The following is a 24,559-nucleotide window of genomic DNA, read 5'->3' on the forward strand; positions in this document are numbered from 1 at the left end:
GATAAGTATAATTATTAAATATAATTTATTCTGGATTAGACGTTAGTGTCTTTATTTCTAAAATATTTTCGTTTGGATCTTTTACAAAGAATGTTTCTTGTTCATACTTAGTACCTTTAAATCTTAAATATGGCTCATCGTAATATTTAGTACCACTATCTTTTAATCTTTGTTTTAAAGCATCAAAATCTTTTCTAGATAAATGAACACCAAAATGGGGTACTGACACATTCCCCATATCAACATCATGTCTTTCATTGTCTAACTTATGAGCACTTTTATGAAGTGTTAATTCATTACCCCAAAAGTCAACATCGGCCCACTCTTGGGCAGAATTATCTAGTCTACATCCTAATGTTTCGCTGTAAAATTTTTTTGCGACCTCTAGATCGCCACAAGGTATAGCTAAATGAAAACAGTTAGTATTCTTATACATATATAATCTCTTTTAATTGCTTAATTAATAACTATATAAAGCATGTAATTTTTATAATCAACCGCGACAAAATTTAAAATGAGTGATTTTTTACAATCGATAATTGATAGAGACCCTGCAGCAAAGTCAAAACTAAGTTTAGTTCTTACTTATCCAGGTGTTAAGGCAGTTTTCTTTCATAGACTAGCAAACTTTTTTAGTACTGCAAAATTTCATTTGATTGCAAGAATCATTTCTCAATTTTCAAGATTCTTAACTGGAATTGAAATTCATCCTAATGCAAAAATTGGAAAAAATTTATTTATAGATCATGGTATGGGAGTTGTAATTGGTGAGACTTCAGATATTGGTGATAATGTTACTATCTACCATATGGTTACACTGGGTGGAATTGCACCAAGTATAAATTCAAATGATCAAAGAAACATGAAGAGACATCCAACAATTAAAGATGAAGTAGTAATTGGATCAGGGGCACAAGTGTTAGGTCCTGTAACTGTTGGACGATGTGCAAAAATTGGAGCAAACGCTGTAATTACAAAAGATGTATCTGAAAATGCAGTGATGGTTGGAATTCCTGCTAAGAATGTTGGAATAGCTGATAGTGAATTTAAACCTTACGGAATTACTCCTGATAGTGATAAAAAATCAGAAAATGAATAATACACAAAACGATTTTATTTCTGGGATTGGAAATACTCCACTTATAAAACTTAGAGCTGCATCAGAGATTACTGGGTGCAATATTTATGGTAAGGCAGAATTTTTAAATCCAGGTGGATCTGTAAAGGATAGAGCTGCACTTGCATTAATAAAAGATGCACAAGAAAAAAAATTAATTTCTAAAGGTGGAACCGTAGTTGAGGGTACCGCTGGCAACACTGGAATTGGTTTGGGTCTTTTAGGAAATTCTTTAGGTTATAAAACTATTATTGTGATGAACGATAATCAAACTCAGGAGAAAAAAGATTTACTAAGAAACCTAGGCGCTGAGTTAAGATTAGTTGAACCGAAGCCTTATAAAGATGACAACAACTTTGTTAAAGTTGCTGCAAGACTTGCGGATGAATTAAGACCATCAAATAACAATGGAGTTATTTGGGCTAATCAATTTGATAATACTGCAAATGCTAGAGGTCATTATGAAGGAACAGGCCAAGAGATCTGGGAGCAGACAGATGGTAAGGTAGATGGTTTTGTATGTTCATCTGGAACTGGGGGCACCATTTCAGGTGTAAGTAATGCGTTAAAAGAAAAGAATAAAGATATTAAAATTTACCTTTCAGATCCTAAAGGTTCTGCTCTTTATAATTATATAAAGAATGGAGAGCTAAAATCTGAAGGAGGATCTATAACAGAGGGAATTGGTTCAAGTAGAGTGACAGCTAACTTTGGTGAGGCCAAAATTGATGATGCCTACTCTATTGATGATCATGAAGCTCTACCCATTCTTTATGATTTAATTCAAAACGAAGGCTTAAGTTTAGGTACAAGTTGTGGAATAAATATTGCTGGAGCTATTAGAATGGGAAAAGAATTAGGACCTGGTAAAACTATAGTAACCATTCTTTGTGATAGAAGCGATAAATATGCAACTAAGATGTTTAATAAAAAATTCTTAGAAGAAAAAGGTCTACCAATACCTAATTGGTTTTAAATATAAATCTTATCTGCTAATCCGTAACAAAGTATTGCACTTAGCAAAGTTAGAATACCTGGTGCAATAATTCCTTCATTAGATGTTTGTGGTGTGTGACCAAGCTTATTGATTTTAATATTATAAATACCAACGATAAAAGCTGAAAGGTTTTGTAAAAACACTAAATTAAAAAATGCCCATGTTCCTTGGAGACCATCAGGTCTAATAAAGCCAACCCATATCGCCATTACAACAGCACCTATAAACAAAGAACCAAAAAATCTGGTCATTCCGGCACCAGTATCATCGATACCAAATTTATCTAAAAATTTCTTAGTAGCAAAAACGGTTTGATATGCATAAACAGCAAAAACAATAAAATGTACTAAAAATATAATTAAATAAAAAATTCCATTAAACTTTTCGATCATGACAAAACCCTATCAAATTTTACCATCAGATAAAACAACATAATCAGCAATTTTTGTGCTCCTTAATTGCATAACTGATGCGCGTTATAAACACGAGAGACATTGTCATGAATATGTAACAGTCTTCGATTACTTATAATTAATAATTAAAAAAGAAAGATAAAATGAAAAAAATAATAATAATTTTGATGCTTAGTTTATTTACTACAATTGCTAACGCTGACGGCCATGCAAAAGCAAATGCGTTTGCTATTACTTTGAAAGTTCCAGCTAGTGATGTTGCTAAAGTTGAAGAAATGTTGAAAACACACCATAAATGGATGAAAGAAACTCATCCAATGACCGGTGAAAAAAAATTAAATTCATATTCAGTTATCAAAGGACCTGAATGGAATAATCCTGCAGATCCTTCACAAGGTATGACTGGAAATATGTATTTTATTTTAACTGAGTATTATGAAAATCCTGCTGGTTTTCAAAATCATCAAGAGCTTGGAAGCAAATGGCCAATGATACAAGAATTTCAACAAATGCTATTCAGTTATGTTGTGGGATATACATTTCCTGGAACAACTGTTGTCACAATAGAATAGAAAGAAGATAATTGTGAGAAAAATAATAATAACTTTATTCAGTGTTCTATATCTAACATCTGCACACTCGGATATGTCTGATAGTGACAAAAATAGAGCTTGGGAATGTAGTGGTATTTATATGGCTAACTATTTCTTGCCACTTGGTGAAACATTTGAATATAGTATGAAAGAAAAATCTATGGCATCAGTTAAAGTTTTAAAAGCTTATGCCTTAGAAGTTGGAGTCCCTGAAAAGCAATGGGATGAAGGAGTAAACAAAGCTGTTGATAAGTTTTATGGATCTAAATTTGACGAGGATAAAACTAATGCCTGTCACGAATTTGTAAACTCAACGGTACCTAATGGAGAAGATAGAGTTAAAAAAGTAGTACAAACTCTATATTAGAAAGGAGTAAAAAATATGTCTAAATTTTATATTATTGGAAAGATTAGTCGTGATCTTGCTTTAAGAATGCAGAGCGATCCTAATGCAGATAGAGGAGCAGCGATCAAAGCTATTTGTGATACTGTTGGAGTTAAGTTTCATAGTTATGAATGGGTTCGAGGAAGATTTGATGTAATCAATGTTATTGAAGGAGATTATGAAAGTGTTCTTGGAATGAAAGTTGCAATTATGAATGCAGGATTAATGGAAGATATTATGATTCATGAAGTATTTGATTATAATAAAACTTTCAACAAAGCTGCAGATGCTGGAAAAAACTTTAAAAAACCAGGTGAATAAAAGAAAGGGATAAATGTCTATCTTAGAAAAATATAGTGCTGCATTAAAAAATAAAGACGAAGCAACAATGAATGAGCTTTTGCATGATGATTTTAAATTTACAATGCATAAATCAGGAACTGTTTTAACAAAAGGTGATGTTATCAAATGGGCAATGAGTGGTGACATCAATCAAGATAAAGTTAGAATTGTTTACGAGAATGATGAAGTTGGAATTCATCATGCTTTTGTTACATTTAACGATGGAAATGTTGAGGCTGTAATGGCGGTTTATAAATATGACAATGGAAAAATTGTTAGTTTAGAAACTGGTGCTACTCCAATGCCTAAATAATTATATATATTTAGCGGGATTTCATTTAATATTATTAAATGAGTCTCACTACTTCATACTTGTTCCTAGGTGTTGCTGTATTCTTAGGAGTTACCTCAAACAGTTTTGCCAAAAGTGCTGAAGGTTTTACTCTTCTCTTTCCAAGTATAATTACCGCAATTACAATTGTATTGTGCATGTATGCGCTTTCATTGGTGATGAAGAATATACCAATGGGTATCACTTACGCTTCATTTGCGGGATTAACAATCATTGCAACGGTTATAGTAGGTGTAATTAAATATAATCAAGTTCCAAATCTTTACTCCATGATCGGACTAGCATTTATAATTATTGGAGTTTTAATGGTTAATTTGTTAGGAAGTAAATAATATGAAACCTCTTATAGGATATTTGTTTTTATCTAACGGTATAATTTTTGGAATAGCTTCAAACAGTTTTGCTAAAATTTCTGAAGGTTTTACAAAGCTAACTCCTTCAATTTTATGTATCCTGTTTATGTGTATTACAATGTTTTCAATTGCAAAAGCTATGCATGCAATACCTGTTGGATTTGCTTATTCAATTTATAGTGGTTTGACAGTAACAGGAGTTGTTCTTTTCGCTGTATTAAAATTTAACCAAGTTCCTAATGTTTATGGGATAATTGGAATTGCTTTAATTATTATTGGCGTAGTAATGGTTAATTACTTAGGTCGATTAAATTGATATTTTTTTAAAATGTCTGGAAGTTGATAACTTCCATCTTCATTTAAAGATAGTTCATATTCATTAACAACAGTGCTTGTGTCTAATGGAGAATATAAATGTGGGTACATATCACCATTTGATGCTTGTTCCCAAAGTAAGTGTTCAAGTTTAAAAGCATTTACTCTTAATAAAACTAGGTTTTCTTTATTTGGAAAATGTTTTTTTAAGGTTTCCTCTACCTGATCTTCTTCTGAGAAATGAATATAGCCATCTTTAATATCTTTTTCAGATCCACCATAAGTTCCTGATTGCTTAGCTTTTTGCCATTCTTCTTTATCTATGACTTTAAAAATAAATTCTAAATTCATTTTACCAGGAAGAGTTTGGTCCTTTTAAAAATTCTAGTTCTTCTTCAGTAGACTCTCTTCCTAAAATTTCATTTCTATGTGGATATCTATGAAACTGTCTAATTGCTTTAGTGTGGTCTTGCCAAAATTTTTTAATCTTATTGTATCCTTCATGTTCCCTTAAATATTTATTTAATAAGTAATAAGCCATTTCATGATCACTAATTTCTTCACTGTGAATTAAAGGTAAAAGCATAAAAAATCTTTGGTCAACATTCATAGCTTCTAAATATCCAGAATAAACTGCATCATTTACTATCAATCTAGTTTTTTGATCTTGAGCAAATGCTTTTTTATCATCTCTAAACATATTTCTTGAAAATTGATCAAACAAAATTACCAAAGCTAAACAGCTCATAGGATTATCCTGCCAATCATCATATTCATTTTGACAAGCAAGTTCGTAATCATTTAAAAAATTATCTTTTATCTTTTGATCAAATTTATCATCCTTCTTAAATCTCATCTCAAAAGGAGTTTCTTTAAACCAGAAATCTAAAATTGATTGCGCTCGTTCTGGTATCATTCAGCTAAAGGTTTTAATAATTTTAATATTTGTTTATGATTTGCTTTATTATTTGAGACAATAATATTTCCTCCTACCACAGGATTTCTATTACCCCACGTAGTTACTATGGCCCCACTTGCTCTAACTATTGGCATTATTGGATGAATGTCCCAAATCTTGTTTGCACACTGTGCAACCATTTCCAATCTACCTTCAGCTAGTTGACAATATGTTAAAGCATCAAAACATGGAAATTGCATTCTTTTAATAAATTTTTGAATTTTGGATTGTTGTTTTAAGGTTAATTGATTATGAAAAGCTGCAGCTAACTTTGAATTTGCAAAATTTAATTTGGAATTAACTTTTAATTTTCTTTTTTTGTTATTTTCAAAAACATATGCCGTGTTTTTATTTACATTTAAATAATATTTTTTCATTTTAGGAAAATTTGCTAATCCTAAAATTGGCTCTCCATTATAATTTAATGAAATCAGATTACTCCAACTAGGATTACCAACAACATATGATCTAGTTCCATCAATTGGGTCAATTACCCATGAAAATTCACTTTTGGTATTTTTGTGACCATACTCCTCACCTATAATTTGGTGATCTGGAAATCTTTTAGAAATCTTGGACCTTATAAACTTTTCAAAAGCTTTGTCAGATGTAGTTACAGGGTCATAACCTTTACCTTTCATTTTATTGGTTATCTTGAATGGTTTATCTAACTTAGCATAATAAAATTTTGTTAGATCTTTTGCTAACTGGTTTAAAAAACTTGAAAATGCTGGATATTTTTTTGTATCAAAATTATTCACAAAGAACTCTTACTATTTAATTTATATTGATTAAAGTTAAATTTTAAATAATGCTCAAGTATTATTTATGAAAATCGAGCTTCACGAAAATAAAGTTTACTTCAATAATGGTACTGAGAAAAAAGAAATACATCCTTTTTGGTTAAGAGAAAGAGTAGATGGTGAAGAATTTGTTGATAAAGGAACTCAGCAAAGACTTTTTGACCCAACAAGCTTGAGTAATGATATAATAATTAATAAAGCGTCTATTAATGAGGAATTTTTAGAAGTTAACTTTAATGATGGGATTAGTTCTAAGCTTAATCTTAATAAAATTGCTTTAGAATTCTCAAAAGTAGATACAGTTATAAAATCTATAGAAAAAACTAAATGGGATTCTAGTTTAAGTAATATCAAAAATTTTGAATACCAAAATAATTTTTACGAAAGTAAAGAAATGCATGACTTACTCGTTTCTTTCTATAAGTTTGGATTTGTTGTAATTAAAAATATACCAACAATTAAAAATTATATTGTTGAATTTGCAAACTCAATTGGCAGTGTAAGACGAACTAACTTTGGAGAATATTTTGATGTTAAATCAAAACCTGATCCTAATGATCTTGCATATACTTCTTTAGCTCTTGCACCACACACAGATAATCCATATCGAAACCCTGTTCCATGTATCCAACTTTTACATTGTATAGAGAGTAAAGTTTCAGGAGGATATTCTACATTGGTTGATGGATATACCGTTACTGAAGATTTAAAGAAAAGTTATCCTGATTATTATAAAATCTTAACAGAAGTAAAAGTAAGATTTAAATTTATTGATAAAGAAGTTGTTTTAGAATCTTTTTGTCCTTTAATTGAACTAGATGAGAATAAAAATTTTAAACAAGTAAGATTTAGCCCAAGATTAGATTTTGTTCCAATTTTAGATAAAGAAGAATTAGATTTATACTATCAAGCAAGAAAAAAACTATCTGAGATGTACAATTCAGATAAATATAGAATTGAATTTAAACTTGCTCCAAAAGATTTAATGATGATGGATAATCATAGATTGCTTCATGGGCGAACAGTTTATGATGCAAATCAAGGTGAAAGATTTTTACAAGGTTGCTATATAGACTACGATAGTACCGAAGGAAAATTAAGACACTTAAAAAGAAAGTTTAATCTGTAGAAATATTTTCTATTTGGGCTTCGGCATCTCTAATTGATTTTTCATAATCTAAGGCCATTTGATCAGCGCTTATAACTTCAACTTTTTCAATTCCAAAAAAGTTTAAAATAAATTTTAACCATGGCGTTAAAAAATCCTCAGAGCTATTCAGCTTTGTTCCTCCAGAAGTAATCACAAGATAAGCTTTTTTATTTTTTAATAACCCCTCTCTTCTACCATTAGGTTTAAATTTAAAGGTTTCCCCTATTCTTGCAGCTAAATCTGACCAAGCTTTAAGGGTTGCAGGTGGTCCGTAATTGTATATTGGAGCTGAAATTATAATAATATCACTCTCTTTTAATTCTTTTACAAGCTTATCAGATAGTTCAAACATTTTCTTATGCTCTTCTGTTTGATCTTTTTCATCAATATTCATTCCAGACTCTGTCAGGCCGCTTACAAAAAGCATTTCATCATCTAAATCTCTATAAATTACTTCATCCTCTGGTTTTTTGATTTTTTCTAAAAGTTTTTTTGCTAATGCCCTCGAAGTTGAGCCTTTTTTTCTAGCACTTGAATCTATTTGATAAATTTTCATAAAACACACTAACCAAAATTTTGCATAAAAGGAAAGATTTTAATTATATAAAAACCAACTGCTTGCAATTGATTAGTTAAAATCAAAATTCCAGTTATTAATAAAGTTATTCCACCTATTTTTGATATTAAATTAATATTCTTCTTAAAGTTTTTAGAAAATAATAAAAATCTTTGAATTAAATATCCTGATAAAACAAAAGGTATAGCCAAACCTAGAGAATAAAAAATTAACATTATAACTGCTTTTGATAAAGTTTCTTCAATAGATGCTAAAGCTAAAATTGATCCTAAAATTGGACCAATACATGGTGTCCAACCAAAACCAAAAGCAACACCAATCACATATGGGAAAAGAATATTTCTTGATTCTTTTGCATCAAATCTTTTTTCAAAGTTTAAATACGAAATATTAATAATTCCAATTAATTGAAGAGAAAAAATTACAATTATAATTCCAGCTAAAATTCTTAATATTTCTGAATTTTGTAAAAGTGCTTGTCCTAAAAAAGATGCAGATGCTCCTAAGATAACAAATACAGTTGAAAACCCTAGACAAAATAAAATCAATGGGAAAATATTTGTTTGTTTTTTATTTAAAATTTCTTGTAGTGACTGACCTGAGATATAAGAAATGTATCCAGGGATTAAGGGTAAAACACAAGGAGATAAAAAACTTATTAACCCTGCCCCAAAAGCAATTAAATATTCAATCATCTATCCAGTGTTTTTCATTGCTGCAGAAATTCCTGCAATAGATGTCATTAAAGCATCGTCTAAAAATTTCTTATCTAAATTTTTATATTTTTTGTTTGTTAATTTATTCATTATATTTGCCTGAAGAATGTTTAGCATCTCAGTATAGTTGTTTCTGATAAATAAAGCTTTTCTAAACTCTTTTCTCTCTTTTATAACTTCTTTTGGAGTAATTTTATTGTGCAATTTGACCAATGCATCAAATTGAAACCTCAATCTTTTTCCAATTCTTATTAAAGATTGATCGGCCAAATTATTTTCATAAATCACTGATATTTCAGGATCAACCTTTGAAATCACCATGTCCAAAATATCCATTGTTGATACAAAATAAGGCCAGTTCCTCTCCATGTCTGTCATAGTTTTTTTAAATTTTTTTATTGATCCATATCTCAAAGCCTCAGTTGTACCAAGCCATGCAGGTAGCATTAATCTAATTTGTGTCCAAGCAAATACCCAGGGGATTGCTCTTAAACTTTGAATATTATCAACATTTTTTCTTTTGGTAGGTCTTGAACCAATTGCGAGTTTTCCAAGAGATTTATGTGGAGTAACAGTTTTAAAATATCTAATAAAATCTTCGCTTTGATTTAAATACTTCCGGTAAGCAGATGTAGAAATCTCAGACATTTTTTGAATAAGCTCTCGCCAATTTGGTTTAGATCTAGGAGGTGGATTTAAAGTAGCCTCCATTACTGCACCGATATAACTACATAGGTTGTATTCAGCTAAAGGTTTATATCCATATTTTTGTTGTATCACTTCTCCTTGATCAGTAATTCTAATTTTTCCATTTACTGTTCCAGATGGTTGAGATTTCAGAGTTGCCTGAATTGGTCCTCCTCCTCTTCCTGGAGATCCTCCTCTTCCATGGAAAAATACAAGATCTATTTTATATTTTTTAGCTAAATTTCTAAGTTCTTCTTGAAGTTTATATTGATGCCAACTTGCAGATAGTTTTCCTGCATCTTTACTAGAGTCTGAATATCCAATCATTACTTCTTGTTTTGAGTTGATCATTTTTCTATACCAAGGAAGTTTAAATAAATTTTGCATAACACCTTTTGCATTCTTTAAATCATCTAAAGTTTCAAAAAGTGGTACTACTCTTAACAAATTCTTTGTTTCAGCTTGCAATTGCAATAAATAAACAGATAAAATATCAGATGCTTTTGAAGTCATTGAAATTACATAAGCACCCATACATTGCTCTGGCTCTTTAGATATTTGTTTAAATGTTTTCCAAACCTCTAAATTCTCTTTGTCTCTTAAATTAATTTTATTAACAAAATATTTTTTTTGTTTTATTGATTTATTAAGTAATTCAATTTTCTTTTCTTCAGGTAATTGTGAATAATTTATTTTATTTTTCTTTTTAAATATTTCATTTAAAATTTTTTCATGTCTATCAGACTCCTGTCTGATATCTAATCTTGCTAAATTTATTCCAAAACATCTAACTCTTCTTATCAAATCCAACAAATCTGCATTTGCAATATGTTGGCCTTTGTTCATGTTTAAGGATGTTCTTACTTCTCTTAATGGATTTATAATTTCATACTTATCTTTTAGTAATTTATTTTCATCTAATGGTTTATTATAATTTATATGTGCTTCAATTAACTGATGTGTTCTTCTTACTTTGTCTCTTAAAGGTCTTAAATAAACTCTATAAGGTTCAAAACTATTTCCAGTAACTTTTTTAATTTTATTAGAACATTCTTCCATTGATAAATCTTGAATTAATTTTGTAAGTTCTCTTTCGTATAACTTTGCAGCTTGCCATCTTGAAAACAAAATTACTTTTTTTGTTACTTCAGATGTAACATTTGGATTTCCATCTCTATCTCCACCCATCCATGAACCAAATTGAATTGGATTAAAGTTTCTAGGAAGATCTTTATTTAAATTTTTTCTGAAAATATCATTCAATCTTTTATAAACTCTTGGAATTGTGTCCCATAAACTATCCTCTATTACAGCCAAACCCCATCTAGCTTCATCTAGTGGTGATGGTTTGGTTCTTTTTAAATCATCAGTTTTCCAAATAATGGCTATCTCAGAATACAGTTTTCGATCTATTTCAATAATCTTTGCGGGGTATTTTTTATAAAGATGACGTTGCTCCATCAAAGTAGTTAAATTTGCATATTTTTGAATTAGTGTTCTTCTTTTTACTTCTGTTGGATGTGCTGTGAGAACTATTCCAATATCAAGTTTTGTTGCCTGATCATAAATTTTTTTGTCAGAAATTTTTCTATTTTTAAATAGGTTGTTAATTATATCCTCAATAAATAGATTTTGTTTTTTGCTCTTAAAATATGGATTATCGTATTCATTAAGTTTTCTAGAAGCATCTAACGACTCTGCTAAATTCATTAAATTTAAAATATGTGAAAAAGCTCGAGTGACCTTAAAAGTAATTTCAGGTGAAAGCTTTCTGATATCTTTTGAAATTTTGGAAAATACTTTTCTTTTATTTTTATCTAATAAGGTATTTTTAGATAATAATCTTAATCGCTCAACTATATTGAAAAATTTTATGCCTTCTTGATCTTTGATTACTCTTCCAAGAAAAGTTCCTAATAATCTTATATCTTCTCTTAAAAGCTTAGTGGGTATTCGTTCATAGTAAAGATCTCTCTGCTTCATTACTTAAAATAAATTTTTTTTGCAAAACTCCTTTTGTGTTTGTTTTTACACCAAAAAAGAATCCTGAATATCTAAATTTTCGCAAATCAGCCTTGTCCATTCCTTTTGTAGCTGTTGAAACGTACAGTTCTTGATTATTCTTACCACCAAACGCACAATTTGTAATATTTTTTGCTGGAAACTGAATTCTATGAATTAATTTTGCTCTACTATTAAATACTGAGACACATGCCCCTCGAAAATGGGCAACCCATAAATTTTTATTTTTATCTACAGTCATTCCATCTGGAACTCCTTCTTCAGGAGTTAACTTTTTGAATATTTTTTTACTAATTATTTTATTATTTTTATTTATCTTAATTTTATAGATAGTTTTTTTAGGACTATCAGTGTGGTAAAAATTATATTGATCGATAAATGCTGGGCCATTTGTAATTCTATAATTTTTATCAACTTTAGTTAATTTAAGATTTTTATCTAATTTATACAAAGATCCTTTTTCAATTTTTCTCTCTAAATTATCCATGGTACCAAACCAAAGATTTCCAGCAGGATCTGTTTTACCATCGTTTATTCTATTCAATTTTAATTTAGGTTCTATAGGTATCGATTTTAAAACTTTTTTTGATTTTAAATTTTGAATTCTTATTTCACCTTGCAATCCTAAAATAAATATATGATCTCTTATGTGAGCAATGAAACCTACTTCCTTATTTACTTTAAATATTTTCTTTTTTTTATTTTTTATATTTAAAGAACAAATTTTCTTTTTCTTTATATCAACAAAATAAATTGAGTTGTGTTCTTTAACCCAAAGTGTTCCCTCACCTAAGGTACATCTTATTTTCCAAATTGGTTTAGGCTCTGTAGTTTTAATTTTATTCATTTACTTCAAACTCTTTAATAAAGTCCTCATTTGGATTTATACCAATACCTACATTGTCTGTCACTGATGCAAATCCATTATTATTTTTAACTTGATCTAAAATTGAAAAATTTTCTTTTGGTAGACCTGTAATAAAGATATTTTTCTCTGTTGTGTCAAATTCGAGCATAGATTTTGTTGGGTATAATCCCCCTGGCATATCTGGTTGTGCAGTCAATAAATGGAGATTTACCGCTATACTTACAGCAGATCCCCAAACATGATTAATAACAGGAACAAAGTTTGCTTGCGCTAAAGCTGCAACTTTCAAATATTCTGTAATACCTCCTAATCCACATACCTCTGGTTGAGCTATATCAATGCAATCATTGTTAATTAATTTATTCCAACCATACTTTGTAAATTCTGCTTCACCTCCAGCAACACTAGTTGATATATTTTTTTTTAATTCCCTATAACCATTGTAATCTTCAGGAGCAACAGGTTCTTCAAACCAATAAACATCTAGTTCATCAAGTCCTTTTCCAACATAAAGAGCATCTTTCAGATTATAAGCATGGTTAGCATCCACCATTAATTTAAAATCTTTACCTATAGAATTTCTAACTGCTTGAACTAACTTCAAATCTTCTTTTGGACCTAATCCAACCTTCATTTTCATCGCTTTAAAGTTTTTTGATTTAATTTGTTTTGCTTCTTCTTCAAACAATGGAATTAGCTCATCAACTGATTTTTTTTGCAACATCATTCCATATCCATACACAGGAACTTTATTATTACATTTTCCACCAACAAGTTGGTAAAGAGGAGAGTTTGTTTTTTTTCCTAAGATATCCCAAAGAGCTATGTCAACTCCTGACAAAGCTTGTATTGGCATTCCTTTTTGACCACTATCTCTTAAAAGATTGTAAACTTTTTGCCAGATATGTTCTTTATTCAAAGGGTTTTCACCTATTATTAAAGGCTGAATTACCTTTTCAACAATGAACTTATTGGCTAAAGCAATATTACCTGGACCAAAACATTCGCCCCATCCAGTAATACCTTCGTCAGTTTGTACTTCGACTAAATGAGCTGTTCTGTGCTTATAATATTGTTGTGAATAACCTAATTCTTTCTCTAACTCATATTTAAGTACATGACTTTTAATAGAAGTTATTTTCACAAAAGATTATAAAGCAACTACTTTAGAGTTTTGCTCTCCTAAATTTTCAATTGATAATCTCATTGTATCACCAGCTTTTAAGAATTGTTGTGGTTTCATTCCCATACCAACTCCTGGAGGTGTACCAGTTGTAATTATATCTCCTGGCTGTAATGACATGAATTTACTTAAATAAGATACAATAACGTTAACATTAAAAATCATAGTATTAGTGTTTCCAGTTTGCATTCTTTGACCATTAACATCTAAACTCATTTTTAAATTATTAATGTCAGCAATTTCATCTTTAGTTACTAAGTAAGGTCCAATTGGTCCATACGTGTCATGAGATTTTCCTTTAACCCATTGACCCATTTTTTCTATTTGCCATTCTCTTTCACTAATATCGTTTACTAAACAATATCCTAAGATGTGATCTTGTGACTGAGCTTCTGAAATATGTTTTGTATGTTTTCCAATTACAATTCCTAATTCTACTTCCCAGTCTAATTTTTTTGAACCAGACACAATTTCGATATCATCGTTAGGACCATTGATACAACTTGTTGCTTTCATAAAAGTAATTGGCTCAGATGGAACTTCTGCTCCTGTTTCAGCAGCGTGATCTGAAAAGTTTAAACCTATTGCAATAAATTTTCCTGGTTTTGTAATACATGAACCAATTCTTTCACTTGAAGATATTTCTGGAAGAGATGATAAATCAGCGCTTTGTAATTTTGAAATAGTTTCAAAATTTAAATGATCAGGATTTAAATCTGAAATATGTGAACTGATATCTCTAATTTTACCATCCTTGTCTAAAGCTGCTGGTTTTTCTTGTCCTTTTTGACCTACTCTTAATAATTTCATAATTATCCTTTTGTTATTAAATTATATTGAAATTCCACCATCAACAGAAATTGTAGTTCCTGTTGTAAATGTTGCATCATCACTTGCTAGATAAACTGCAACTGCAGCAATCTCTTCTGCAGTTCCTAATCTTCCCATTGGTTGTCTTGCAATAAAATCTTTTTTTGCCTGAACTGGATCTGGGCTCTGGTTTACTCTATCTTGCCATGATGGTGAATAAACTGTTCCAGGAGCAATTGAATTACATCTGATATTTTGTTTTACAAAGTCAGCTGCAATTGCTTTAGTTAAACCTATTACAGCACCTTTTGTTGTCCCATAAACAAATCTGTTTGGAAAACCTTTTAAACTTGAAGCACATGAAGACACATTAATAATACTTCCACCATTTTGTTTTATCATTAGTGGTAGTATCGCCTTACACATAAAATACATTGATTTAACATTTACATTTGATGAGAAATCCCAATCTTTTTCATCACATTCAAGAATTGTTCCATGATGAACAAATCCAACTGCATTAAATAACACATCTACTTTATCAAGAGTTTTGGTAAATTCTAAGATAGCGTTGTTATCAGTTGAGTCTAATTTGGTAACTTTGATATCTGGATATTCTTTATTTAATTCTGCTAATGTTTTATCGTTTAAATCTGTAGCTGTTACGTGAGCTCCTTCTTTATGAAATGCAATTGCTGTTGCTTTTCCAATTCCTTGTCCTGCTGCTGTTACAACAATTTGTTTCCCATTAAGTCTTCCACTCATTTCTTATTTATCCTTTCAATCTCGTTATAAAGTGAACTGTGATCAGTGTTACCATGACCATTATCAACTAAAGTCTTATACATTTCTTTAACTAAATTTGAAATAGGTAAATGAGTATTATAAGAATTTGCACATTCTAAAATATTATTCATATCTTTCAAATGAGTATAAGTCTTACCCTTAGGGGTAAAATCTTTATCAATCATTCTTTTTCCATGTGTTTGAAGTATTTTGCTATCTGCCCATCCACCTGAAAGAGCTTTGATTAATTTGTTTGGATCTGCTCCAGCTTTTTCACATAGTGTTATGGCTTCTGCAACCGCTCCTATTGTAACTCCAACAACAATTTGATTTGCTAGTTTTGATACTTGTCCACTTCCAATGGGTCCAACTAATGTTGGGTTTCCCATTGCTTTTAAAATTTTTTCAGAATTTTCAAATACATTTTGTTCACCTCCAACCATAATGGCTAGTGAAGCTTCTTCTGCTCCAATTGTTCCTCCTGAAACTGGTGCGTCTAAATAATTTACATTTTTTGATTTTAAATTTGTTCCATGTTTTGTTGCTGTGGTAGGTTTTACAGAACTCATATCTATAACTGTTGAACCTGATTTTAAGTTGTTCAAAAAATCTATACTAGAAGTTATTGCATCTACCGCACTATCGTCAGTTAACATAGTAATAATAAAATCGCTGTCTTTAACTACATCACCTATAGTTTTTGAAATTTCTGCACCAAACTCTTTTAATGGTTCTGCTTTTTCTATTGATCGATTGAACGCTTTTAATTTAAATCCAGATTTTAATATATTTTTAGCCATTGGAAGGCCCATCAAGCCTGTTCCAATAAATCCAATTGTTATCATGGTTTAGGTTTAAACTCGTGGAAATTTTGTGTCATTGCTTCAGGGAAGAACATAACACATGCTAATACAATTAGCTGAATAACTATAAATGGAGCAAAACCTCTAAAGATATCTGTTAAAGATATATGTGGAGGAGCAACCGATTTTAAATAGAAAGCGGCGGGCCCAAATGGTGGACTTAAAAATGAAACCTGCATATTTACACAAAACAATATTCCAAACCAAATCGGATCAAAACCAAGTGCTAGTACAATTGGTAAAAATACTGGCATAGCTAACAATACAATTCCAACCCAATCCATAAATGCTCCCATGATTAAAAACATAATCTGCATCATAAAAATTAAATACATTGGTTTTAAATCATACGCTAAAATTGTTTCTGCAACATATTTCGGGCCACCAGCAAGAGAATAAGCTCCTGCTAAAACTGTTGCACCAAAAGTAATTGTCAAAATTGTTCCAGATGCTTTGAAAGTTCTTGTTAATGCATCTTTAAATAAAAACCATGTCAGTTCTTTTCTTGCAAAAATAATAATTAATGTCGCAACAACCCCCATCCCCGCAGCTTCAGTAATACCAGTCATTCCAGAATAAATTGAACCTAATACAATAATTACAATTCCAATTGGCGGAAGTAGACCTGGTAGGTAAGACATTTTTTCTTTTAAAGTTAAAGCTGGCTCATCACTTATTGGAGCTAAATGAGGTTGTAATCTTGTTCTAATAAGAATGTATGTAATAATTAAACCTGAGATCATTAAACCCGGAACAATTGCTTCTTGGAATAACATCGTAATAGAAGTCTCTGTTGTTAATCCATAAATAATTAAAACAATTGATGGAGGTATCATTGTTCCTAAAGATCCAGATGCACAAATAATACCAATAGACATGTCTTGATCATATTTAAGTCTTAACATTTGAGGTAATGCAATTAATCCTAACAAAACTATTTCTCCTCCAATAATTCCACTCATTGCAGCCATAATAGTTGCCATGATTGCAGTAACTACACCTACTCCACCTCTAGTTTTTCTTAACCAAGCGTTTAAAGCATCATAAAGATCTCTTGCAATGTTCGAGCGTTCGAGCAAGGAGGCCATAAAAATAAACAAAGGTACTGATAAAAATGAATAAGTAACAACCAGTGAATAATACCTTGAAAGCAATATTCCTAATGCGTGTTCTCCTATATATAAAAATACTAGTACTGCACCCATGAAACCTGATGCAAATCCCATCGGAACACCAATAGATATTAGCGCTAATAATCCGACTATTAATATTATCGAGAGTGTTCCTATTTCAAATTCCATCTTACTTTAATTCTTTTGATGGGTCGTATTGTTTCTCTTTTGGATTTCTCCAATCAATAATTAGGTTATTTACTGATTGAAGAGCTATAAGGAATACACATAAAAGTGTAAGTGGTTTCATTGTAGCTGGAATTGGAGGATCCCAATAAGTTGCAAATCTCTCCCAAGTCGTGAAAGATCTGTGCGCATCTTCCCATCCACCATAAATTACTGCTGTAGCAAAAAGTACAATAATAATAGTACTAATTAAGTCAAAAATTCTTTGTGTAGGTCTTCCCACCCAATCGTAAAGTAAAACTATTCTAATATGGCTTCTTAATCTTGTTGCGTAAATTCCACCAACCAAATAACAAACACCAGCAAGCCACAAACATAATTCATTTGCCCACAAAGTAGGCTTAAATAAAACGTACCTCATAAATATCTCGTACATCATTACAATTACGATAACTGGAATTAGATATTTTATTGTGTGGCTTAAAAATAAGGAAATTCTATCAATCCAATTTATTGGAAAATCATCTTTACTCGCTACTTTTTCGTTTTGTTCTTGTAACTCTTTATCTATCATTGAGTAAAAATTTTAGATTTTATTCGAAGGGCCTTTTTCAGGCCCTTCAAAATTTATTTATTACATAATACCATTAGCTTTCATGTAAGCTTTATGTATTTCGATTAAAGCCTCAGCTTCTGGAGATTTAGTCTTCCATTCTTCCCAAGCAGCAAGTGCAGCTGTTCTGAATTTAAGTCTATCTTCTCTAGACCAGTCATGAAGAGTAACGCCCATTTCATTTAAAGCTTTAACAGCTTCAGCGTTTTTTCTCTCAACTAAGCTAGTAATAGTTCTTCCAGCGATTTCTATTGCAGCTTTCATAGCACCTTGCTCATGTGGCTTTAACTTGTTCCATACTTTTGTGTTACAAGCTAAATGGTCAGCCGGCATAGAGTGGAAACCTGGGTATGTAGCATATTTGTTTTGCTCATAGTGTCCACCAGCATAGTTAGTTGCTAAAGATGAATAGTCAGCACCATCGATTAGACCAGTTTGTAAAGCTGTAGGAACTTCACCAAAGTCCATAACGATTGGCTTCGCACCTAAAGTTGTAAAGATCATACTTTCCATTCCTGGAGGTGATCTAAATTTAAAGTCTTTCAATGAAGCAACATCTGGAATTGGTCTGCTAGATATTAAAGACTCATGTCCTGGTATCCACCAACCAATTAAAGTCATTCCATATTTGTTGTATAATGCATCAACAGCTTCTTGAGCTCCTGGAAAATTCAAGAATTCATATTGTTGGTATGGGTTATCATATCCACCCATTACATCACCTGCAAATTGGAACGCTGCATTTTTACCAGTTTGGTAACCAGCACCAGTCATATCACAATCGATAATTCCAGTTTGTGCAGAGTTAAACACCTCAGCAGATTTACCTGTTACTGAAGATGAGTAGAACATTTCAACTTTCAAGCTTCCACCAGAAAACTTTTCTACATTTTTTGCGAACTGAGCCGCAACTTCACCATTTGGCGAGCTAGCAGTAAAGTGAGTTTCAATCTTTAAAGTCTTTGCATTTGCAGAGCCAAATAAAGCAACTGAAACCATAGCCACCGCTGCTAAAGTTTTAGATATTAATTTAAACATTATCTTCCTCTCGTTTATGTTTTTTCGAAAGTTAATCATAAATGATTTTCTATTTCAATTAAATCGGTTTAATTATTATATATAGAAATTATATATATTTTATAAACACAGAGACTAGAATTGTTCTAAACTACTTCTGAAATCAAAGGTTTTTCATTAAAAAAACAATAGATATTGTCTACCGCCATCATGCTCATTGCAAGACGTGTTTCATGTGTCGCACTACCTACATGAGGAAGAACAAAACAGTTATCTAATTTTAAATATCTATTATCTAAATTTGGTTCATTGTTAAAAACATCTAAACCAGCTGCATAAATTTTTTTATTTTCTAGTGCATCAATCAATGCATCATCATCAATTGTTGATCCTCTTGATGTGTTTATAACAACCGCATGCTTTGGTAACAAACCAATTGTATCTTTATTAAGAATGTATTTTGTTTCTGCGGTAGCTGGTGTGTGTATGCTTACAAAATCACAATTTGGTAACATTGAATTTAAATCTGAATAATATTTTGCACCATCCTCTAAATCTTCAGACAACTTATTTCTATTATAATAAATTATTTTCATTCCAAATGCTTTTGCGCTTTTAGCAGCCATTCTTCCTATTCGTCCCATACCAATAATACCTAAAGTTTTGCCAGTAACTGAATTACCAATCATAAATTTAGTTAAGTCAGGTTTTTGATTTTTCCAATTATCAGTTCTAACTAAATTATAAGCTTCACCAATTCTTCTTGAGGTAGCTAAAATTAAAAGAATAGTAAGCTCTGCAACAGCTTCATTTAACACGTTAGGTGTATTGGTAACTTTTATTTTTTTTTCTAAAGCAGATTTAACAGAGATATTATCATACCCCACTCCCACCTGAGCAATGATTTTTAATTTACCATTTAGATTATTGAAAAAATTTTCTCCAATTTTATCAAACCCTGTAGAAATCATCCCATCATAGTCGTTGATAATTTTAATTAACTCACTTTCTGGGATTGGTTCATCTTTTGGATTTAATGTTGCATCAAATTCTTTACTAAGTTTTTCCTCTGCTAAATCTGAAATTTTTCTAGAAACTAATATCTTAGGTTTCATTAATGTGAGTCTCTAGGTAAACCTTTTGTATGAGATACGTCCAAGTATTTTCCTCTAGAATTTATACATGCACCATCGTCTAATTGACCCACTGTATTTCTAAAAATTTCTTGCCATGGAGTTTGATTATTTGGTTTAAATACTTTTTTGTTTTTTCTTCGTTTTTTAAATTCAGCTTGAGAAATTAACAAATCAACTCTTCTTTTATTTAAGTCTATTTTTATTTTATCGTATGTTTTAACAATACCTAGATCTCCACCTACTGCAGACTCAGGTGATACATGAAGTATTGATGGGCTTTCTGATGTTCCGCTCTGTCTTCCATCTCCAAGAGTTGGTAAATGTCTTATTCCTTTTTTTAACAATCTGTCTGGTGGTTGCATATTAACTACTTCTGCAGAACCTGGGTAGCCTACTGGACCACAACCTCTTATAATTAATAGAGAGTTTTCATCTATTTTTAACTTCTTATCATTAAGTCTTTTATGATAATCCTCAGGACCTTCAAAAACTATTGCTTTACATTCAAAAACATTTGGGTGCTTAGGATTTGACAAATATTGATCTCTAAATTCTTTACTGATTACAGATGTTTTCATAATAGCAGATGAGAAAAAGTTGCTTTTCATAACTAAAAATCCAGCTTTTTCGGTTAACGCATTCTTAAATGTTTTGATTACTTCATTATCTACATCAACTTTCTTTCTTAAGTTTTCTCCTACAGTTTTTCCTGTTACTGTCTTTATTTTTGTATGAATTTTTTTGTTTTTAATTAATTCTTTCATTACCGCAGGTATTGCTCCAGCTCTGTGAAAACTCTCCATTAAGTATTCTCCTGCAGGTTGGCAATTCACTAATAACGGAATGTTGTGCCCAAGTTTTTGCCAATCAGAAAGATCAAATTTAATTCCCATATGCTTCGCAATAGCACTTAGATGAGCTGTACAGTTGCTTGAGCCACCAATAGCACTTGCAACCACTACTGCGTTTTCAAAAGCTTTACGTGTCATAATTTTTGATGGAGTTAAATCTTCATGAACCATTCCAACAATTCTTTTTCCTGTTTCATAAGAGATTTGCTCTCTTTCTCTATACGGAGCTGGAATAACTGCACCCCCTGGTAAAGACATACCCAATGCTTCAGCAACAGAGTTCATTGAGGATGCTGTTCCCATGGTATTACAATGTCCAGCACTTGGAGCGGAAGATGCAACCATATCCATAAATTCTTCGTATTTTATTTCTCCTTTAGCTAACATTTTTCTTGCTTCCCAAACTACCATTCCTGAACCAGCTAATTTTCCTTTGTAAACTCCATCTAACATTGGGCCACCTGAAAGTACTATTGCAGGAATATTAACTGTGGCTGCTGCCATTAAGGCTGCAGGAGTAGTTTTATCACATCCTGTTGTTAAGATAACTCCATCAATTGGGTATCCATATAAAACTTCTACCAAAGATAAATAAGATAAATTTCTATCCAACATTGCTGTTGGTCTTTTTCCAGTTTCTTGAATAGGATGAGTAGGAAATTCCATTGGTATACCACCTGCTCTTCTAATTCCATCTTTTATTCTTTTACTCAAAGACATGAAATGCCTGTTACATGGAGAAAGATCGCTGCCAGATTGTGCTATTCCTATAATTGGATTTCCAGATTGTAATTCTTTTCTTGTAAGACCATAATTTAAATACCTTTCTAAATATAAAGCCGTCATGTCAGGGTTTTTTGGATTATTGAACCACTGTTGACTTCTAAAGGTTTTTTTTCTTTTTTTAGGCATAATTAATATAATGGTTTGTTTAAGTTATTGGTTATATAATAAATTTATGAATAATCTAATAGTTTTAAATGGCAATGACAATGTTGGCGTAAGTCAATTTATCATACCAGAAAAAACTAAAATTGAAGGACATGACATAAGTACGTTAGATCCAATCCCTTTTGGTCACAAAGTATGTTTAAAAGAGATTAAAAAAGGTGATCCTATTATCAAATATGATCAAATTATTGGATTTGCTTTAAATGATATTAAACCAGGAGAGCATGTTCACTCTCATAATTTAGAATTTAGAGAATTTAAAAGAGATTTCAAAGTAACAAATAAATCACACAATGTTGACGAAAAAGCAGATACTTTTTTCAATGGAATTTTAAGAGATAACGGCCAAGTAGCTACAAGAAATTATATTGGAATAGTTAGTACCGTTAATTGCTCTGCAACAGTTACTAAAATGATTGTTGAAAAAATAAAATATTCTGAAATTTTAAAAGATTATCCAAATATAGATGGGATTGTGCCCATTACTCACTCAACAGGATGTGGAATGAATACTGAAAGTGAAGGAATGCAAATTTTTCAAAGAACTATAGATGGATTTAAAAATCACCCTAATTTTTCTCATGTTTTTGTTATAGGTTTAGGATGTGAATGTGCGCAAGTCAGTTTGTTTGATGGATCGTTAAAGAAACATAACCGAATTCATTTTCTAACTATCCAAGATGAAGGTGGAACTAAAAAAATTGTTGATAAAGTATTATCTCAAATAAAAAACCTTTTATCTGAAGCAAATAATGTTCAAAGAACATCGCAACCTGTTAGTCATTTAACTTTAGCCTTACAATGTGGGGGATCAGATGGCTATTCTGGAATTACAGCTAATCCTGCATTGGGAGTTGCTGCAGATCTTTTAGTTAAAAAAGGTGGAAGCTCAATATTATCTGAAACACCAGAAATTTATGGTGCAGAACATTTATTAATTAATAGAGCTAATTCACAACAAACTGCAGATAAATTAATTAAAAGAATTGAATGGTGGAGACATTATACATCGATAAATAATAGTTCTATGGATAATAACCCTGCACCAGGAAATAAAAAAGGTGGACTTACAACTATTTTAGAAAAATCTTTAGGAGCAGTTGCTAAAGGTGGAAACTCAATTTTACAAGATGTATTGAATTATGCTGAACCTTTAAAAAATAAAGGTTTCAATTTTATGGATTCACCTGGATATGATCCAGTATCTGTTACAGGGCAAGTTGCATCAGGAGCAAATGTAATTTGTTTTACAACTGGAAGAGGATCTTGTTTTGGATGTAAACCAGTTCCAAGTTTAAAACTCTCAACTAATTCAGCAATGTTTGAAAGAATGTCAGAAGATATGGATATTAATTGTGGAACAATAGCTGAAGGAAAAGAAAAAGTTGAAGAAGTTGGTCAAAAAATATTTGAATTAGTAGTAAATACTGCATCAGGAAATAAATCTAAGAGTGAAATCAATGGCTACGGTGACGAGGAGTTTAATCCTTGGCAAGTAGGCGTTGTAATGTAAAAATTTTCCTAAAGTGCAAAATCAAACATCTTTATTAAATGTAATTTTATTAGCTGCAGGTGGTTTCTTTATGTTTGTTTGTATGGACTCTACAGCAAAATACCTGGGAACAGTAATGCCTGTTACACAAGCAATTTGGGGAAGATTTTTTTTTCATTTAGTATCTTTAATTGTATTTTTTTTAATATTTAAGCCAAAAGTAAACTTAAAAAAAAATTTTAAAGTTCAAATAATTAGATCAACATTAATGGTGACAGCTACATCGTTTATGTTTTTTTCTCTTCAAAAGTTTGACTTAGTAGATATTTATGTAGTTTTCTTTACAGCCCCATTAATTGTTGCTTTGCTTTCTGCGTATTTTTTAAAGGATATTTTGACTTTTAAAGGAATTCTTTTGATGCTCCTTAGCTTCAGTTCAATTGTTTATTCATTAAGTCCTAGCATGAAAATATTTAGTGTAGATTTAATTTTTCCAATCGTTCCACCTATATGTTGGGCACTTTACCAATTTTTTACAAAAGTTGTATCTAGTGATAACGATCCATTTGCAGCAATATTTTATACTTCTATTTTGGGAGCAATAATATTTAGTGTTTATATTTTTTTTAACTGGGAACCATTAAGTAATAATATTTTTTGGTTATACTTAGCGCTGCTTGGTATCGCAGGCTTTGTGAGTCACTCTTTAATTATATATGCAATTCAATTATCAAATTTATCTTTTGTAACAAATTTTCAATATTCTCAATTAGTTTGGTCTACAGTATTTAATTTTTTCATTTTTGGTGTACCTTTTGATGTAAATAAGATTGTAGGTGTTGTGGGGGTAATAATTTTTGGTTTATTATTTATAAGAACTGAAGGTAAAAAAAGTTAAATTAGGAGGTTAG

The 24,559-nt window shown here is 30.8% G+C and carries 29 protein-coding genes; 11 read left to right on the plus strand and 18 right to left on the minus strand.

Features of this window, described 5'->3' with window-relative positions:
* Positions 1-25 precede the first annotated feature (25 nt).
* Complete coding sequence (locus tag ACTTAR_RS02295) at positions 26-436, minus strand: VOC family protein (RefSeq protein ID WP_440680487.1); 411 nt, start codon at positions 434-436, stop codon at positions 26-28.
* A gap of 78 nt (positions 437-514) precedes the next feature.
* Here ACTTAR_RS02295 and epsC point away from each other — a divergent pair, with 78 nt between their 5' ends.
* Both epsC and ACTTAR_RS02305 read left to right on the plus strand, forming a co-directional pair.
* On the plus strand, positions 515-1,099 hold the full coding sequence (gene epsC, locus ACTTAR_RS02300) for a serine O-acetyltransferase EpsC (protein ID WP_440697603.1): 585 nt from the start codon (positions 515-517) through the stop codon (positions 1,097-1,099).
* On the plus strand, positions 1,092-2,093 hold the full coding sequence (locus ACTTAR_RS02305) for a cysteine synthase A (protein WP_440697604.1): 1,002 nt from the start codon (positions 1,092-1,094) through the stop codon (positions 2,091-2,093). Before epsC ends, ACTTAR_RS02305 begins: the two co-directional genes overlap by 8 nt.
* Here the strand turns inward: ACTTAR_RS02305 and ACTTAR_RS02310 are convergent.
* On the minus strand, positions 2,090-2,506 hold the full coding sequence (locus ACTTAR_RS02310) for a hypothetical protein (RefSeq protein ID WP_023854072.1): 417 nt from the start codon (positions 2,504-2,506) through the stop codon (positions 2,090-2,092). The two genes, ACTTAR_RS02305 and ACTTAR_RS02310, sit on opposite strands and share 4 nt — an antisense overlap.
* Before the next feature lie 164 nt (positions 2,507-2,670).
* Here ACTTAR_RS02310 and ACTTAR_RS02315 point away from each other — a divergent pair, with 164 nt between their 5' ends.
* The 6 genes from ACTTAR_RS02315 to ACTTAR_RS02340 are packed head-to-tail and all read left to right on the plus strand — an operon-like array spanning position 2,671 to position 4,868.
* Positions 2,671-3,099, plus strand: coding sequence for a hypothetical protein (locus ACTTAR_RS02315; protein WP_440697605.1), 429 nt, complete (start codon positions 2,671-2,673; stop codon positions 3,097-3,099).
* Positions 3,100-3,112: 13 nt separating this feature from the next.
* Positions 3,113-3,487, plus strand: a complete 375-nt coding sequence (locus tag ACTTAR_RS02320; RefSeq protein ID WP_440697606.1) for a hypothetical protein — start codon at positions 3,113-3,115, stop codon at positions 3,485-3,487.
* A gap of 15 nt (positions 3,488-3,502) precedes the next feature.
* The gene (locus ACTTAR_RS02325; protein WP_075505873.1) at positions 3,503-3,826 is read left to right on the plus strand and encodes a GYD domain-containing protein; all 324 of its coding nucleotides are present in this window, start codon (positions 3,503-3,505) and stop codon (positions 3,824-3,826) included.
* A gap of 13 nt (positions 3,827-3,839) precedes the next feature.
* Positions 3,840-4,160, plus strand: a complete 321-nt coding sequence (locus ACTTAR_RS02330) for a nuclear transport factor 2 family protein (RefSeq protein WP_440697607.1) — start codon at positions 3,840-3,842, stop codon at positions 4,158-4,160.
* A gap of 38 nt (positions 4,161-4,198) precedes the next feature.
* Positions 4,199-4,531 carry a DMT family transporter gene (locus tag ACTTAR_RS02335; RefSeq protein WP_440697609.1) on the plus strand — a complete coding sequence of 111 codons (333 nt, stop codon included), beginning with the start codon at positions 4,199-4,201 and terminating at the stop codon, positions 4,529-4,531.
* A 1-nt stretch (position 4,532) separates the two neighbouring features.
* Entirely contained in the window at positions 4,533-4,868 is a 336-nt protein-coding gene (locus tag ACTTAR_RS02340; RefSeq protein ID WP_440697610.1) for a DMT family transporter, read from the plus strand.
* Here the strand turns inward: ACTTAR_RS02340 and ACTTAR_RS02345 are convergent.
* The 3 genes from ACTTAR_RS02345 to ACTTAR_RS02355 are packed head-to-tail and all read right to left on the minus strand — an operon-like array spanning position 4,847 to position 6,586.
* On the minus strand, positions 4,847-5,218 hold the full coding sequence (locus tag ACTTAR_RS02345; protein WP_428079842.1) for a DUF952 domain-containing protein: 372 nt from the start codon (positions 5,216-5,218) through the stop codon (positions 4,847-4,849). The genes ACTTAR_RS02340 and ACTTAR_RS02345 overlap by 22 nt on opposite strands.
* A gap of 1 nt (position 5,219) precedes the next feature.
* Complete coding sequence (locus ACTTAR_RS02350; RefSeq protein WP_440697611.1) at positions 5,220-5,783, minus strand: DUF924 family protein; 564 nt, start codon at positions 5,781-5,783, stop codon at positions 5,220-5,222.
* Positions 5,780-6,586: an inositol monophosphatase family protein gene (locus tag ACTTAR_RS02355; RefSeq protein WP_440697612.1), complete on the minus strand. Its 807-nt coding sequence runs from the start codon at positions 6,584-6,586 to the stop codon at positions 5,780-5,782. Before ACTTAR_RS02355 ends, ACTTAR_RS02350 begins: the two co-directional genes overlap by 4 nt.
* Positions 6,587-6,653: 67 nt before the next feature.
* Here ACTTAR_RS02355 and ACTTAR_RS02360 point away from each other — a divergent pair, with 67 nt between their 5' ends.
* On the plus strand, positions 6,654-7,757 hold the full coding sequence (locus ACTTAR_RS02360; protein ID WP_440697613.1) for a TauD/TfdA family dioxygenase: 1,104 nt from the start codon (positions 6,654-6,656) through the stop codon (positions 7,755-7,757).
* On the opposite strand, the gene ACTTAR_RS02365 is transcribed toward ACTTAR_RS02360, so the two are convergent.
* From ACTTAR_RS02365 to ACTTAR_RS02425, 13 genes are all read right to left on the minus strand, one after another.
* Positions 7,747-8,334, minus strand: a complete 588-nt coding sequence (locus tag ACTTAR_RS02365; RefSeq protein WP_440697614.1) for an FMN-dependent NADH-azoreductase — start codon at positions 8,332-8,334, stop codon at positions 7,747-7,749. The two genes, ACTTAR_RS02360 and ACTTAR_RS02365, sit on opposite strands and share 11 nt — an antisense overlap.
* An 8-nt stretch (positions 8,335-8,342) precedes the next feature.
* On the minus strand, positions 8,343-9,050 hold the full coding sequence (locus ACTTAR_RS02370; protein ID WP_440618235.1) for a cytochrome c biogenesis CcdA family protein: 708 nt from the start codon (positions 9,048-9,050) through the stop codon (positions 8,343-8,345).
* Positions 9,051-11,741: a phosphoenolpyruvate carboxylase gene (gene ppc / locus ACTTAR_RS02375; protein ID WP_440697615.1), complete on the minus strand. Its 2,691-nt coding sequence runs from the start codon at positions 11,739-11,741 to the stop codon at positions 9,051-9,053. It abuts the gene before it with no gap.
* Positions 11,716-12,627: an SMP-30/gluconolactonase/LRE family protein gene (locus tag ACTTAR_RS02380; RefSeq protein WP_440697616.1), complete on the minus strand. Its 912-nt coding sequence runs from the start codon at positions 12,625-12,627 to the stop codon at positions 11,716-11,718. Before ACTTAR_RS02380 ends, ppc begins: the two co-directional genes overlap by 26 nt.
* The gene (locus ACTTAR_RS02385; RefSeq protein ID WP_440697617.1) at positions 12,620-13,792 is read right to left on the minus strand and encodes a mandelate racemase/muconate lactonizing enzyme family protein; all 1,173 of its coding nucleotides are present in this window, start codon (positions 13,790-13,792) and stop codon (positions 12,620-12,622) included. The genes ACTTAR_RS02380 and ACTTAR_RS02385 overlap by 8 nt, the downstream gene beginning before the upstream one ends.
* Positions 13,793-13,798: 6 nt before the next feature.
* Positions 13,799-14,641 (minus strand): fumarylacetoacetate hydrolase family protein, encoded by an 843-nt coding sequence (locus ACTTAR_RS02390; protein ID WP_440614171.1) that lies wholly within the window; start codon positions 14,639-14,641, stop codon positions 13,799-13,801.
* A 21-nt stretch (positions 14,642-14,662) separates the two neighbouring features.
* The gene (locus ACTTAR_RS02395; protein ID WP_440697618.1) at positions 14,663-15,406 is read right to left on the minus strand and encodes an SDR family oxidoreductase; all 744 of its coding nucleotides are present in this window, start codon (positions 15,404-15,406) and stop codon (positions 14,663-14,665) included.
* Complete coding sequence (locus ACTTAR_RS02400; protein ID WP_440697619.1) at positions 15,403-16,272, minus strand: NAD(P)-dependent oxidoreductase; 870 nt, start codon at positions 16,270-16,272, stop codon at positions 15,403-15,405. Before ACTTAR_RS02400 ends, ACTTAR_RS02395 begins: the two co-directional genes overlap by 4 nt.
* Positions 16,269-17,591: a TRAP transporter large permease gene (locus ACTTAR_RS02405; RefSeq protein WP_428079830.1), complete on the minus strand. Its 1,323-nt coding sequence runs from the start codon at positions 17,589-17,591 to the stop codon at positions 16,269-16,271. Before ACTTAR_RS02405 ends, ACTTAR_RS02400 begins: the two co-directional genes overlap by 4 nt.
* Before the next feature lies 1 nt (position 17,592).
* Positions 17,593-18,162: a TRAP transporter small permease subunit gene (locus ACTTAR_RS02410; RefSeq protein WP_428079829.1), complete on the minus strand. Its 570-nt coding sequence runs from the start codon at positions 18,160-18,162 to the stop codon at positions 17,593-17,595.
* A gap of 60 nt (positions 18,163-18,222) precedes the next feature.
* Positions 18,223-19,239, minus strand: coding sequence for a TRAP transporter substrate-binding protein DctP (gene dctP, locus ACTTAR_RS02415; RefSeq protein ID WP_440680502.1), 1,017 nt, complete (start codon positions 19,237-19,239; stop codon positions 18,223-18,225).
* Between the two features lie 125 nt (positions 19,240-19,364).
* Positions 19,365-20,333, minus strand: coding sequence for a 2-hydroxyacid dehydrogenase (locus tag ACTTAR_RS02420; protein ID WP_440680503.1), 969 nt, complete (start codon positions 20,331-20,333; stop codon positions 19,365-19,367).
* Positions 20,333-22,117: an IlvD/Edd family dehydratase gene (locus tag ACTTAR_RS02425; protein WP_440680504.1), complete on the minus strand. Its 1,785-nt coding sequence runs from the start codon at positions 22,115-22,117 to the stop codon at positions 20,333-20,335. The genes ACTTAR_RS02420 and ACTTAR_RS02425 overlap by 1 nt, the downstream gene beginning before the upstream one ends.
* A 46-nt stretch (positions 22,118-22,163) precedes the next feature.
* Between ACTTAR_RS02425 and ACTTAR_RS02430 the strand changes: the two genes are divergently transcribed.
* Both ACTTAR_RS02430 and ACTTAR_RS02435 read left to right on the plus strand, forming a co-directional pair.
* Positions 22,164-23,669, plus strand: coding sequence for a UxaA family hydrolase (locus tag ACTTAR_RS02430; RefSeq protein WP_440680505.1), 1,506 nt, complete (start codon positions 22,164-22,166; stop codon positions 23,667-23,669).
* Between the two features lie 13 nt (positions 23,670-23,682).
* Positions 23,683-24,546, plus strand: coding sequence for a DMT family transporter (locus ACTTAR_RS02435; protein ID WP_440680506.1), 864 nt, complete (start codon positions 23,683-23,685; stop codon positions 24,544-24,546).
* Positions 24,547-24,559 lie beyond the last annotated feature (13 nt).

It is taken from the genome of Candidatus Pelagibacter sp. HIMB1709, assembly GCF_052047635.1.
Classification (GTDB): Bacteria; Pseudomonadota; Alphaproteobacteria; order Pelagibacterales; family Pelagibacteraceae; genus Pelagibacter.